Source organism: Streptomyces sp. NPDC046859 (assembly GCF_040645135.1).
Lineage (GTDB): Bacteria > Actinomycetota > Actinomycetes > Streptomycetales > Streptomycetaceae > Streptomyces.
In genome coordinates this window covers 410,577-422,436 of the sequence record NZ_JBEYXR010000004.1, presented here as the reverse complement: position 1 = coordinate 422,436, position 11,860 = coordinate 410,577, and the positions used below count along the sequence as shown (strand labels likewise).

Here is an 11,860-nt window from a genome sequence, read left to right as displayed (position 1 = left end):
GGGAGACACGCGACGACATCCACGAAGCCTTCCTCACCCTCGGATGCGCACTCATCTGCTGGAGACGCCTGAAGTCATTGCGATAGGAGTTCTTAGAGGGTGCCCCGTCGAAGACGCCGGGCCCGGCGATACGTCGGGACACCTAGGGCCTTTCGTTTGGATCGTCCCGGCGTCGCGGGGTCCGGCACGCGCATCTGCGGCGTTGTCGTCGCTCGCCGACGCTCCGCGTCGACTCCCTCCTCCGCCTTGCAGCCGCACGCACCGGACCCCGCTCGGGCACGTCACCATGTCCCGTCGGCCACAGCCGGGCTGATCCGAACGAAAGGCCCTAACGGCGCATGCACACGCGCGGCCACCGGTCGAGACCGAGGTCCGCCTCCCGGGCGCGGACCGCCCGCAGCCCGGGGGTGAGCCGGTCCACCGGCACGACGTGGAAGCCCAGCCGCCCGTAGTACGGCGCGTTCCACGGGACGTGCGTGAAGGTGGTCAGCGTCAGACCGTCCAGCCCTTCCTCGCGGGCGTGTTCGCCGGCGTGCGCGAAGAGGGCGCGGCCCACACCCCGGCGGGCCGCGCCGGGGTGCACCGACACCTGCTCGACGTGCAGGGCCCCGTCGACGGGTTCGGCGACCAGATACCCCACCGGCCCACCCGCCTCGTCACAGGCCACCCAGTTCCGCCCCGCCCGCCGGTACCGCTCCAGCACGTCCACCGGGAACGGCTCGTCGTCGGCGATCGCCGCCATACCGATCTCACGGAAGGCCTCCCCGGCGGCCCGCTCGATGTCCTGGAGGACCGGCAGTTCACCGGGGAGGACGGAACGGATACGCATGGGGCGAGTGTCGTCCCGACACCGGCTGGCGCGCCAGCGGATTCCGGAACAGCCGGCGCTGCCGTCAGCCGCCTTCAGTACAAGACGCGCCCTCCTCGACTTCGGCGCGACGGACGTCAGTTGAACCCCCACGCACGGTGACCGCGTGCGAAGCGCCCGACTCCCGCTTGTATGGTGCCGACGGGCTCAGGTGCTCCGACCAACCACCTGAGTTCCATTTGTGGAGGCGAACGATGACACACTTCCGACTCACCTCTGGCAGGGCGTCGTCGCGGTGGCGATTCCCAGCACCCCGGAGCTCATTGTGCTCCAGATGGTTTCCCCGAATCGCGACGCAGCCGATGACTACCGGAACATCTTGCTCGGCATCGCCCGCACGCTGACCTTCAGCGATCCCACACAAACCGCGGCCAACGGCAAGTCCGACGAGACGGAGCGTTCGACCGGTGCGGCTGCCGCGGTGCGCAATGACTTCGGCTAGCGCCGGCAGGGCTGGAGCCGAACGGAGGAGGAACATGGTGCCCGAAGACACTCGCCGTGCCGACGGCCGGGGAACGGTGGATGCCGCCGTCCTGCGGCGGAGGCTGACGGCCAGGGTGTGGTGGGCCGAAATCCGTAAGGGTGGGGTCTGCGCGGTCATGGCGTTCGGAGCGCCTGCCCTGACCGGTGTGGTCCGGGACAGTGCCCTGCCCTGGCTCGTCTACGTCGTGGCGCCGTTCACCGGCGTCGGGATCCTCGGCCTGATCGGCATGCTCAAGAGCATCCCTGTCGCCGTCCTGCTCACGCGTGCCTGTCGCGGGACGCTGGCGCAGTACCCCTTCGACGGCTTCTGGCCGGAGATCGGCAAGGCGGACGGTGCTCAGGCGGCCAAGGGGCGGTCGAAGACCCTGACCTTCAGGCTGCGCACGGCGGAGGGCGAAGGATCACCGGTGATGCGCATGCAGCCGGTTCCCCGGCCCGGGTTCTGGCGCAGCCCATGGCCCGAGGGCATGGAGAGCGGGGTGCACGTCGCCGGTGACCCGGCCTTCGGCGCCGTGGGATACGTCCCTGCCTCGGGCGCGTTCTTCCTCATGCAGCCGGACGAGTGGGACGCTGGCGCGCAGGATCGTCGGACGGCCGGTGCTGAGCGTGTCGGCAGGGCCCGGGACGCCGGTGTCGACCGGAAAATCATCTGACCTGAGGGAGTGCGTATCCCTCACCCCGCCCCCGTCGCGTCCAGTTCGTCGGCCTGGCTGTTGACCGGTTGGGGAGTGCCCGTGAGGTCGAGGACGAACAAGGGGACGTGCAGGGAGTCGGCCCGGGTGCGGGCGTCCGGGGTGTAGCCGGCGAGGGAGAAGTAGACGCAGTGCGTCGACTCCGTCATGGCCGTCAGCCACAGGCACTCCACGTCCCGCCGTGAGGCCGGGTTCACCGTGGGGTCGACCTGGGCGAGCAGGCCGTGCGCGGCGAGGCCGATGCCGGACGTCGGGCGCTGGTCGGCGCGGCGGATGTCCCGGTAGCCGAGCCAGCGCAGGTAGACGGCCGCCGCGGTGACGGCGTCCCGGGCGGTGCGGATCGTCACCGGCTGGAAGGCGCGGCGGGGCGGGGGTGGCTGACGGGGTTCGGGGCCGGCGGCGGACGCGGCGGCCAGGGGGACCCGCAGGACCGTGCCGCAGGGGCAGCCCAGTTCCGGCCGGGGCCACTCGCTCTCCCGGCCGCAGGTGGAGCAGCCCACGGTGACCCACTCGTCGTCCCAGGCCCGGTGGGTGACGGGGGTGGCGGTCCCGTCCGGGTCGAGCCGGGGCGCGAGGGGTGCCCCGCACGCGCACGGATAGACGGGTGCCTCGTAGTGGTGCTCGCTCCGGCAGGCCGGGCAGCGCACCGGCACGCTCTCGGACATGGCCCTCCAGGAGGGTTCGCATCGGACAGCGGCCCCATCGTCCTCCTGCCGGGGGCCGGTTGTCCCCCTCTTGACGGTCTCCGGCGCCCCACCTACATTGCTTCCAGATAGTAGAAACTAAGTTCCGCTATACGGAAAACAGCGGGATGGACTCATCACGGACTTGCTCACCGCGGGGCGCGACGGGAGTGCGAATCCGACGGCCGAAGCAGGAGACCTCAATGGCTCGTATGACCGCTGCCCGCGCGGCAGTCGAGATCCTCAGGCGCGAGGGCGTCAGGGACGCGTTCGGTGTGCCGGGCGCGGCGATCAACCCCTTCTATGCGGCGCTCAAGGCATCCGGCGGCATCCATCACACCCTCGCCCGCCATGTCGAGGGCGCCTCGCACATGGCCGAGGGCTACACCCGCGCGCACCCCGGCAACATCGGCGTCTGCATCGGCACGTCCGGCCCCGCCGGCACCGACATGATCACCGGCCTCTACTCCGCGACCGGCGACTCCGTGCCGATCCTGTGCATCACCGGCCAGGCGCCGACCGCCGTGATCCACAAGGAGGACTTCCAGGCCGTCGACATCGCCGCGATCGCCAAGCCGGTCACGAAGATGGCGGTCACCGTCCTGGAGGCCGCGCAGGTCCCCGGCGTCTTCCAGCAGGCCTTCCACCTGATGCGCTCCGGCCGCCCCGGCCCCGTCCTCATCGACCTGCCGATCGACGTCCAGCTCACCGAGATCGAGTTCGACCCGGAGACGTACGCCCCGCTGCCCGTCTACAAGCCCGCCGCCACCCGCGCCCAGATCGAGAAGGCGCTCGGGATGCTGAACACCGCCGAGCGGCCGCTGATCGTCGCGGGCGGCGGAGTCGTCAACGCCGACGCCGCGGACCTCCTCGTCGAGTTCGCCGAGCTGACCGGCACCCCGGTCGTCCCCACCCTGATGGGCTGGGGCGTGCTCCCCGACGACCACGAGCTGAACGCCGGCATGGTGGGCCTGCAGACCTCGCACCGCTACGGCAACGCCACGTTCCTGGAGTCCGACTTCGTCCTCGGCATCGGCAACCGCTGGGCCAACCGCCACACCGGCAAGCTGGACGTCTACACGGCCGGCCGCACCTTCGTGCACGTCGACGTCGAGCCCACCCAGATCGGCAGGATCTTCGCCCCGGACTACGGCATCGCCTCCGACGCCAAGGCCGCCCTGCGGCTGTTCGTCGAGGTGGCGCGGGAGCTGAAGGCCGAGGGCCGGCTGCCCGACCGCGGGGCCTGGGCCGCCTCCGCCCAGGAGCGCAGGGCCACCCTCCAGCGGCGTACGCACTTCGACGACATCCCGATCAAGCCGCAGCGCGTCTACGAGGAGATGAACAAGGCCTTCGGCCCGGAGACCCGGTACGTCTCCACCATCGGCCTCTCGCAGATCGCGGGCGCCCAGATGCTGCACGTCTACCGGCCGCGGCACTGGATCAACTGCGGTCAGGCCGGCCCCCTCGGCTGGACCGTCCCGGCCGCGCTGGGTGTCGCCAAGGCCGACCCGGAGGCGCAGGTCGTCGCGCTGTCCGGCGACTACGACTTCCAGTTCATGATCGAGGAGCTGGCCGTCGGGGCGCAGCACAGGATCCCGTACGTCCACGTGCTGGTCAACAACGCCTATCTGGGCCTGATCCGCCAGGCGCAGCGGGCCTTCGACATCGACTTCCAGGTCAAGCTGGAGTTCGAGAACGTCAACTCGCCCGAACTCGGCGTCTACGGGGTGGACCACGTCAAGGTGGCCGAGGGCCTCGGCTGCAAGGCGATCCGGGTGACCGACCCGGCCGAGCTGGGCGCGGCCTTCGAGCAGGCCGTGAAGCTGGCGGCGGAGTACCGGGTGCCGGTCGTCGTGGAGGTGATCCTGGAGCGGGTCACCAACATCTCCATGTCGACGACCAACGACATCGGCGCCGTCGTGGAGTTCGAGGAGATCGCGACCGAGCCGGGCCACGCGCCGACGTCGGTCAGGCCCCTCAAGGTCTGACCTCGCGACCGACCCGGGAAGGCACACCCCCGTCGACCGCGAAGGGCGGTCCGGCCGACAGCCGGACCGCCCTCTTCGTGCTCCCCCGTGACGGTGCTCCCCCGTGGAACCCCCGTGCCACGGGACCCGCTGCCCCCGTGCCGGCGGGACCCGTGTGACCACAATCTGCCCTGCGCGGGGGGCATCCGAAGCCCCTTGAACGAAGTTCAGAGCTTGATTTGAGCATGACGTAGACGTCCTACGCCGCCGGCTGTACGCGCCCGGTCAGTCCTCCTCGTGATGCTCCGACAGCCCCGGCCAGTCGTCGGGGCCACCGCCCTGCCAGTCGATCAAGTCGCTCTCCGCCACGTTCGTGACGTAGTGGTCGGCGAGTCGCAGGATCTCGCTGACGTCGTCCACGTGCGTGGCGATGCCCAGCAGCCTGTCGCCCTCGGTGACCCGCCGGGAACCGTCCAGGCCGGGCGGGTGCACCACGATGCGCGGATGCTCGGTCGGTCGTGCCGTCATGCCTTCAGACTGCTGCGAAAGGCCCCGCTCCGCACCCCGGCGGGGCACACGCGCACGCGCGCGGCGCCGGGCACGGGAGTCTCCGTACCCGGCGCCGCGCGGGCCGTCCGGTGGTGGCCGTCCGACGGCGCGAGGCTGGGCGCGACAGTACGTTCGCGCCGCCGGACGGCGTTCTGGGGGTGCCCGGGACCGCGGCGGGAGCGACGGAACCCGGGCCCGCCTCCCCTCAGGTCGAAGGAGGCGGCCGGGACCTTCACCACCGCACTGGCTCGCTCGCCGCCGCGGTCCACACGCGGCCCGCGTCCTCCTCCGGGCGGCGACCCCTCATCCGGGCCGGCCGGCGACGGGGCGCGGGCGGTGCGTCCGGCTCATGACCTCCCGTCAGGAGCCGGACGCCGTGGACGGGTCCGCTTCCGCGCCGGGCGCGGAAGGGACGTCCCGCCGGCGGTGTGCCGACGGGGTGTCCGGGCGGTGCCGGTGCCTGGGCGCGACAGGACATGTGTCGGCGCCGGCACCGCCCGGAGGTCTCAGTGGGAGGCGCCGGACAGGCGCTCCACGGCCCGCAGCAGGGCCGAGTGGTCCAGGCCGCCGTCGCCCTGGGCGCGCAGGGACGCCACGAGCTGGGCGACCACGGCGCCGACCGGCAGGGCCGCGCCGACGCCGCGGGCGGCGTCCGTGACGATGCCCATGTCCTTGTGGTGCAGATCGACGCGGAAGCCCGGCTTGAAGTCCCGGTTCAGGAAGTTGTCCTTCTTGCGGGTCAGCACGGTCGAGCCCGCCAGGCCGCCGTTCAGGACGTCCAGGGCGGCCCTGAGGTCCACGCCGGACTTCTCCAGGAAGACCACGGCCTCGGCGCACGCCTGGATGTTCACGGCGACGATCAGCTGGTTGGCGGCCTTCACGGTCTGTCCCGAGCCGTGCGGTCCGCACAGCACGACGGTCCGGCCGAGCGCGTCGAAGATCGGCCTGGCCTCGTCGAAGTCGGCCTGCTCGCCACCGGCCATGATCGACAGCACCGCCTCGATCGCGCCGGCCTCACCGCCGGACACCGGGGCGTCCAGCACACGGATGCCCTTGTCCTTCGCGGCCTTCGCCAGGTCCACCGAGGTCCGGGGGGTGATCGAGGACATGTCGATCAGCAGCGCGCCGGAGCGCGCGTTCTCCAGGATGCCGTCGGGGCCGTACGCGATCGCCTCGACCTGGGGGGAGGCCGGGACCATGGTGATCACGACGTCGGCGTCCCGCACGGCCTCGGCGACGGAGCCGGCCGCGGTGCCGCCCGCCGCGGCGAGCCGGTCCAGCTTGTCCTGCTCCAGCGTGTAGCCGGTGACCTGGTAGCCCGCCTTGATCAGGTTCTCGGACATGGGGGAGCCCATGATGCCGAGGCCGATCCAGGCGATCGCCGGGCGGGTCGGGTGGGAGGAATCTGCGAGGGCGTTGCTCATGGTGGGGTGCCTTTCGGTAACGGGGTCAGCGGGGCAGCCAGTCGAAGGCCTCGGCGCTCGGGCGGTCGCCCGGCTTGTACTCGAGGCCGACCCAGCCGTCGTAACCCGCCTTCCTCAGCTGGTCGAGGAGGTCTTCGAGGGGCAGCGCGCCGGTGCCCGGCGCGCCGCGGCCCGGGTTGTCGGCGATCTGGACGTGGCCGGTCCGCGCCGCGTACCGCTCGATCACCGCGGGCAGGTCCTCGCCGTTCATGGACAGGTGGTAGAGGTCCATGAGGACCCGGGCGTTGCCGAGTCCGGTCGCCGCGTTCACCTTGTCCGCCACGCCCACCGCGGCGGGCGCGCTGACCAGCGGGTACAGCGGTGACTCCGCCTTGTTCAGCGCCTCGATCAGCAGGATCGCGCCGATCCGGTCGGCCGCCCGGGCGGCGAGGACCAGGTTCTCCAACGCGAGCGCGTCCTGCTCCGCCGGGTCCACGCCGGCGACGCGGTTGCCGTACAGGGCGTTGAGGGCCCGGCAGCCGAGGGATTCGGCGAACTCCGCCGCGACCTCGACGTTGGCGCGGAACCGCTCCGACTCCTCGCCGGGCACCGACAGGGCGCCGCGGTCCGGGCCGGGCAGCCGCCCGGCGTAGAAGTTCAGCCCGGTGAGCCGTACGCCCGCGTCCTCGACCGCCTTGCGCAGGGCGCCGAGCTCGGACCGCTCGGGGGTGGGGGAGTCGATCCAGGGCCACCACAGCTCGACCGCGGTGAAGCCGGCCGCGGCGGCGGCCGCGGGACGCTCCAGGAGCGGGAGTTCCGTGAAGAGGATCGACAGGTTGACGTTGAAGCGCTGCTCTGCGAATCCCATCGGGCCGGCGCTCCCTTCCGTGGGCAATATTTCGTATGGCGGAAGTTTGTTTCTGCTTATTGGAAGACTGCCGTCGGGTCCCGAAGGTTGTCAAGAGGGCTCGGCGGATGACGGCACCGCGCGTTAGGTTGTGCGCGTGCGATTGAGAGTGGAGTTCACGACCGAGCCCTTCGACCTCGACGAGGCGCCCGCGCACGCCGTGGCGGCCCGCGAGGTCATCGAGGCGGCCGACCTGGACGCGGTGGACGTCGGCCCGTTCGGCAACACGGCGGAAGGCGGCTCGGACGCGGTGCTCGCCGCCGTGGACGCCCTGCTGCGCAAGAGCCTCGGCGCGGGCGCCACCCGGATCTCGCTCCAGGTCAATGTGATCGGGGAGGACGGGGCGTGACCGGCGACGGGGACGACACCTTCATCGCGGCCGTCAAGCCGCTGGTCGACGCCATGGGCGGCGAACTCCTCCCGCCCGACGAGGCCGGCCCCGAGGACGTCGTGCTCTCCTGGCGCGGCTCCGACGTCGTCGCCGTGCGGCTGCCCCAGCTCGCCGACTCCCTCGACCACATCCTGGCCGCCATGGAGCGCCGTACGGGCAAGCCCCTGGCCGACCTGGACCGCAAGGCCAAGCAGGAGGTCGTCCGCAGCCTCGAGGCGCGCGGCGCCTTCTCCGTGCGGCATGGGGTGGAGACCGTCGCGAGCGCGCTCGGGGTCAGCCGCTTCACGGTCTACAACTACCTGAACCGGGACAAGAACCCCTGATCGGAGCTCCCCGGTTTCGTTACCGGGAATTTTCAACAAAGTGTTGACGTGCTGTCACCGCAAGGCGTTAGCTAACGGCACGCCCGTTCAGCACGAAGGCCGTTCGCGGCCACGGAGGCTCCCGTGACGCCGAATCCCACGCCCCCGGGCCTGGCCCGGTTCAACGCCCTGGAGGAGCACGCGGCGTACGCCGCGCTCCACGAGGCGTGCGCCTCCACCGCCTGGGTGCGGCGGCTGCTCGCCGCCCGCCCCTACGCCACCCCCGACGAGCTCTACCGGGCCGGCGACGCCGCCATGGCCGAACTGACCGCGGACGACCTCGCCGAGGCCATGGCCGGCCACCCGCCGATCGGCCGCCCCCGGCCGGGCGACCCGGCCTCGGCCCGCGAGCAGCGCGGCATGGCCGGCGCCTCCGAGGACCTCAAGGCGGAGATGCTCGAACTCAACCTGGCCTACCAGGAGAAGTTCGGCCATGTCTTCCTGATCTGCGCCACCGGCCGGACCGGCGAGCAGATGCGCGACGCGGTCAAGGAGCGGATCGGCAACGCGCCCGAGCAGGAGCGCGAGATCGTCCGCACCGAGCTGGGAAAGATCAACCGTATCCGGCTCGCCCGCCTCGTCGACGACGACTGACAAGGACGCCGACCATGAGCACCAGCACCACCGCCTCCGTGTCCACGCACATCCTGGACACCAGCGCCGGCCGGCCCGCCGAGGGCGTCGCCGTCCGCCTCTCCGCCCGCACGGGCCGCGCCGCGGACTGGCGGGAGCTCGGCGGCTCCGCGACCGACGCGGACGGGCGGTGCAAAGACCTCCCGGCCCCGCCGGAGGGCACCACCCACGTCCGGCTCGACTTCGCCGTCGAGCCGTACTTCGAGAAGAAGCAAGCCGATGCGCAGCAGGACGCCCCCGCGAATCGGGACAGCGGTGCCGTGTTCTTCCCCGAGGTGGCCATCACCTTCGCCGTGACGCCCGGGGAGCACTATCACGTACCGCTGCTGCTCAACCCGTTCGGCTACTCCGTATACCGAGGGAGCTAGCTACATGACCGCCCACTCCAGCCCTGCCCGCCCTGTGCTTCTGGGACAGAACCAGTACGGCAAGGCCGAGAACCGAGTCGTCAGGATCACGCGGGACGGCACCACCCACCACATCAAGGACCTGAACGTCTCCGTCGCGCTGTCCGGCGACATGGCCGAGGTCCACTACTCCGGCTCCAACGCCAACGTCCTGCCGACCGACACCACCAAGAATACGGTGTTCGCGTTCGCCAAGGAGTACGGCATCGAATCCGCCGAGCAGTTCGGCATCCACCTCGCCCGGCACTTCGTGACCAGCCAGGAGCCCATCCACCGGGCGCGCATCCGCATCGAGGAGTACGCCTGGGAGCGGATCGAGGGCACCGGCGCCGACGGCGAGGAGATCAAGCACTCCTTCGTCCGCCAGGGCCGGGAGACCCGCCTCACCCAGATCACCTACGACGGCGGGTCCTGGGAGGTCGTCTCCGGCCTGAAGGACCTCACCGTGCTGAACTCGACGAACTCCGAATTCTGGGGCTACGTCAAGGACAAGTACACGACGCTCCAGGAGACCCACGACCGCATCCTGGCCACCGAGGTCTCCGCCCGCTGGCGCTTCAACTGGACCGACGGCGAGCGGCCCGCGCCCGACTGGGACGAGTCCTACGAGCAGACGAGGCAGCACATGCTCCGGGCCTTCGCCGAGACCTACTCGCTCTCCCTGCAGCAGACCCTGTACGAGATGGGCGCGCGGATCATCGAGCACCGCGGCGAGATCGACGAGGTCCGCTTCTCCCTGCCGAACAAGCACCACTTCCTGGTGGACCTGGAACCCTTCGGGCTGAAGAACGACACCCCCGACGGAGCCGTGTACTTCGCCGCCGACCGCCCCTACGGCCTGATCGAGGCCACCGTCCTGCGGGACGGCTGCGAGGCGCGCATCCCGGCGGACCTCACCAACCTGTAGACCGACGCACGAACTTCGGCACCCGCGGCGGGCGGGGCCGGGCCCCTCCGGGCCCGCCGGCCGCGGCACTCAAACTCCCGGGGTCCTGCCGTGCCCTCTCCACAGCAGCGCAAAGGACGCACCATGGCAGCAGCCCAGCGCATCGTCATCGAGAACTGTTCGATCGCGACCGTCGACGCGCACGACACCGAGTACGCCACCGGACACGTCGTCCTGGCCGGCCACCGCATCGAGTCCCTCGGCGCCGGACGCGCCCCCGAAGGCCTGGAGAACGTCGTCCGCCGGATCGACGCCACCGGTCACCTCGTCACACCCGGCCTGGTCAACACCCACCACCACTTCTACCAGTGGATCACCCGGGGCCTGGCCACCGACCACAACCTCTTCGACTGGCTCGTCGCCCTCTATCCGACCTGGGCGCGCATCGACGAGCGGATGGTCCGCGCCGCCGCGCAGGGCTCGCTCGCGATGATGGCCCGCGGCGGTGTCACCACCGCCATGGACCACCACTACGTCTATCCGAAGGGCTCCGGCGACCTGTCCGGCGCGATCATCGGCGCCGCCCGCGACATGGGCGTGCGCTTCACCCTCGCCCGCGGCTCCATGGACCGCAGCGAGAAGGACGGCGGACTGCCCCCGGACTTCGCCGTCGAGACCCTCGAAGGCGCGCTGGCCGCGACCGAGGAGACGGTGAAGCAGCACCACGACACCTCCTTCGAGGCGATGACCCAGGTCGCCGTCGCCCCCTGCTCCCCGTTCTCCATCTCCACCGAACTGCTCCGCCAGGGCGCCGAACTCGCCCGGCGCCTCGGGGTGCGCATGCACACCCACGGCTCGGAGACCGTGGAGGAGGAGAAGTTCTGCCACGAGCTGTTCGGCATGGGCCCGACCGACTACTTCGAGTCCACCGGCTGGCTCGGCGAGGACGTGTGGATGGCGCACTGCGTCCACATGAACGACTCCGACATCGCCGCCTTCGCCCGTACGAGGACCGGCGTCGCACACTGCCCGTCCTCCAACGCCCGCCTCGCCGCCGGTATCGCCCGCGTTCCCGACATGCTGGCCGCCGGCGTCCCGATCGGCCTCGGGGTCGACGGCACCGCCTCCAACGAGTCCGGCGAACTGCACACCGAACTGCGCAACGCCCTGCTCATCAACCGCCTCGGCGCCCACCGCGAGTCCGCCCTCACCGCCCGGCAGGCCCTGCGGCTCGGCACCTACGGCGGAGCCCAGGTCCTCGGCCGCTCGGCCGAGATCGGCTCCCTGGAACCCGGCAAACTGGCCGACCTCGTGCTGTGGAGGATGGACACCCTCGCCCACGCCTCCATCGCCGACCCGGTCACCGCCCTCGTGTTCGGCGCGGCCGCCCCCGTCACCGCGTCCTTCGTGAACGGCCGCCAGATCGTCGAGGACGGACGGCTGCTCACCGCCGACGAGGACGCCATCGCCCGTGCCACGCGGGACGAGGCGCGGCGGCTCGCGGGGATCGCGGCACCGTAACGCCCCTGTGAACTCCGGCCGGGAGGGACGGCTCCCGGCCGGCGGCCCCGGACCCCTCGGGTCCCGGGGCGGCCGTCGCCGGGGCGTGCGCACGCGCGCGCCCCGGAC

At 71.4% G+C, this 11,860-nt stretch carries 14 protein-coding genes; 9 read left to right on the top strand and 5 right to left on the bottom strand.

Features of this window, described 5'->3' with window-relative positions:
• Positions 1–328: 328 nt before the first annotated feature.
• Entirely contained in the window at positions 329–829 is a 501-nt protein-coding gene (locus ABZ899_RS08280; protein WP_361342483.1) for a GNAT family N-acetyltransferase, read from the bottom strand.
• Between the two features lie 220 nt (positions 830–1,049).
• Between ABZ899_RS08280 and ABZ899_RS08275 the strand changes: the two genes are divergently transcribed.
• A complete protein-coding gene (locus ABZ899_RS08275) occupies positions 1,050–1,310 on the top strand; it encodes a hypothetical protein (RefSeq protein WP_361342480.1) in 261 nt (86 codons plus the stop codon).
• 157 nt (positions 1,311–1,467) lie between these two features.
• Positions 1,468–2,004, top strand: coding sequence for a hypothetical protein (locus tag ABZ899_RS08270; protein ID WP_361342477.1), 537 nt, complete (start codon positions 1,468–1,470; stop codon positions 2,002–2,004).
• Positions 2,005–2,024: 20 nt separating this feature from the next.
• Here the strand turns inward: ABZ899_RS08270 and ABZ899_RS08265 are convergent, their stop codons facing one another.
• A complete protein-coding gene (locus ABZ899_RS08265; RefSeq protein WP_361342474.1) occupies positions 2,025–2,708 on the bottom strand; it encodes a hypothetical protein in 684 nt (227 codons plus the stop codon).
• Positions 2,709–2,929: 221 nt separating this feature from the next.
• On the opposite strand from ABZ899_RS08265, the gene gcl reads away from it, so the two are divergent.
• Positions 2,930–4,714, top strand: a complete 1,785-nt coding sequence (gene gcl / locus ABZ899_RS08260; RefSeq protein ID WP_361342471.1) for a glyoxylate carboligase — start codon at positions 2,930–2,932, stop codon at positions 4,712–4,714.
• A 264-nt stretch (positions 4,715–4,978) separates the two neighbouring features.
• Here the strand turns inward: gcl and ABZ899_RS08255 are convergent, their stop codons facing one another.
• From ABZ899_RS08255 to ABZ899_RS08245, 3 genes are all read right to left on the bottom strand, one after another.
• The gene (locus ABZ899_RS08255; RefSeq protein WP_361342467.1) at positions 4,979–5,221 is read right to left on the bottom strand and encodes a hypothetical protein; all 243 of its coding nucleotides are present in this window, start codon (positions 5,219–5,221) and stop codon (positions 4,979–4,981) included.
• Positions 5,222–5,748: 527 nt separating this feature from the next.
• Positions 5,749–6,666: a 2-hydroxy-3-oxopropionate reductase gene (locus ABZ899_RS08250; protein ID WP_361342464.1), complete on the bottom strand. Its 918-nt coding sequence runs from the start codon at positions 6,664–6,666 to the stop codon at positions 5,749–5,751.
• A 25-nt stretch (positions 6,667–6,691) separates the two neighbouring features.
• Positions 6,692–7,513 (bottom strand): TIM barrel protein, encoded by an 822-nt coding sequence (locus ABZ899_RS08245; RefSeq protein ID WP_361342461.1) that lies wholly within the window; start codon positions 7,511–7,513, stop codon positions 6,692–6,694.
• Between the two features lie 136 nt (positions 7,514–7,649).
• Here ABZ899_RS08245 and ABZ899_RS08240 point away from each other — a divergent pair, with 136 nt between their 5' ends.
• From ABZ899_RS08240 to ABZ899_RS08215, 6 genes are all read left to right on the top strand, one after another.
• On the top strand, positions 7,650–7,901 hold the full coding sequence (locus ABZ899_RS08240; RefSeq protein ID WP_361342458.1) for a hypothetical protein: 252 nt from the start codon (positions 7,650–7,652) through the stop codon (positions 7,899–7,901).
• Entirely contained in the window at positions 7,898–8,266 is a 369-nt protein-coding gene (locus tag ABZ899_RS08235) for a helix-turn-helix domain-containing protein (protein WP_361342455.1), read from the top strand. The genes ABZ899_RS08240 and ABZ899_RS08235 overlap by 4 nt, the downstream gene beginning before the upstream one ends.
• Before the next feature lie 123 nt (positions 8,267–8,389).
• On the top strand, positions 8,390–8,899 hold the full coding sequence (uraD, locus tag ABZ899_RS08230; RefSeq protein ID WP_361342452.1) for a 2-oxo-4-hydroxy-4-carboxy-5-ureidoimidazoline decarboxylase: 510 nt from the start codon (positions 8,390–8,392) through the stop codon (positions 8,897–8,899).
• A 14-nt stretch (positions 8,900–8,913) separates the two neighbouring features.
• Entirely contained in the window at positions 8,914–9,306 is a 393-nt protein-coding gene (gene uraH, locus ABZ899_RS08225) for a hydroxyisourate hydrolase (protein ID WP_361342449.1), read from the top strand.
• A gap of 4 nt (positions 9,307–9,310) precedes the next feature.
• The gene (pucL, locus tag ABZ899_RS08220) at positions 9,311–10,252 is read left to right on the top strand and encodes a factor-independent urate hydroxylase (protein WP_361342446.1); all 942 of its coding nucleotides are present in this window, start codon (positions 9,311–9,313) and stop codon (positions 10,250–10,252) included.
• A 123-nt stretch (positions 10,253–10,375) separates the two neighbouring features.
• On the top strand, positions 10,376–11,752 hold the full coding sequence (locus tag ABZ899_RS08215; protein WP_361342443.1) for an 8-oxoguanine deaminase: 1,377 nt from the start codon (positions 10,376–10,378) through the stop codon (positions 11,750–11,752).
• The last annotated feature ends 108 nt before the right edge of the window (positions 11,753–11,860 follow it).

Bases quoted from the DNA above. Each gene is read 5' to 3' on its own strand.
- ABZ899_RS08280 (WP_361342483.1), bottom strand. From the start codon at position 829: ATGCGTATCCGTTCCGTCCTCCCCGGTGAACTGCCGGTCCTCCAGGAC.
- ABZ899_RS08270 (WP_361342477.1), top strand. From the start codon at position 1,468: ATGGCGTTCGGAGCGCCTGCCCTGACCGGTGTGGTCCGGGACAGTGCC.
- ABZ899_RS08265 (WP_361342474.1), bottom strand. From the start codon at position 2,708: ATGTCCGAGAGCGTGCCGGTGCGCTGCCCGGCCTGCCGGAGCGAGCAC.
- gcl (WP_361342471.1), top strand. From the start codon at position 2,930: ATGGCTCGTATGACCGCTGCCCGCGCGGCAGTCGAGATCCTCAGGCGC.
- ABZ899_RS08255 (WP_361342467.1), bottom strand. From the start codon at position 5,221: ATGACGGCACGACCGACCGAGCATCCGCGCATCGTGGTGCACCCGCCC.
- ABZ899_RS08250 (WP_361342464.1), bottom strand. From the start codon at position 6,666: ATGAGCAACGCCCTCGCAGATTCCTCCCACCCGACCCGCCCGGCGATC.
- ABZ899_RS08245 (WP_361342461.1), bottom strand. From the start codon at position 7,513: ATGGGATTCGCAGAGCAGCGCTTCAACGTCAACCTGTCGATCCTCTTC.
- uraH (WP_361342449.1), top strand. From the start codon at position 8,914: ATGAGCACCAGCACCACCGCCTCCGTGTCCACGCACATCCTGGACACC.
- pucL (WP_361342446.1), top strand. From the start codon at position 9,311: ATGACCGCCCACTCCAGCCCTGCCCGCCCTGTGCTTCTGGGACAGAAC.
- ABZ899_RS08215 (WP_361342443.1), top strand. From the start codon at position 10,376: ATGGCAGCAGCCCAGCGCATCGTCATCGAGAACTGTTCGATCGCGACC.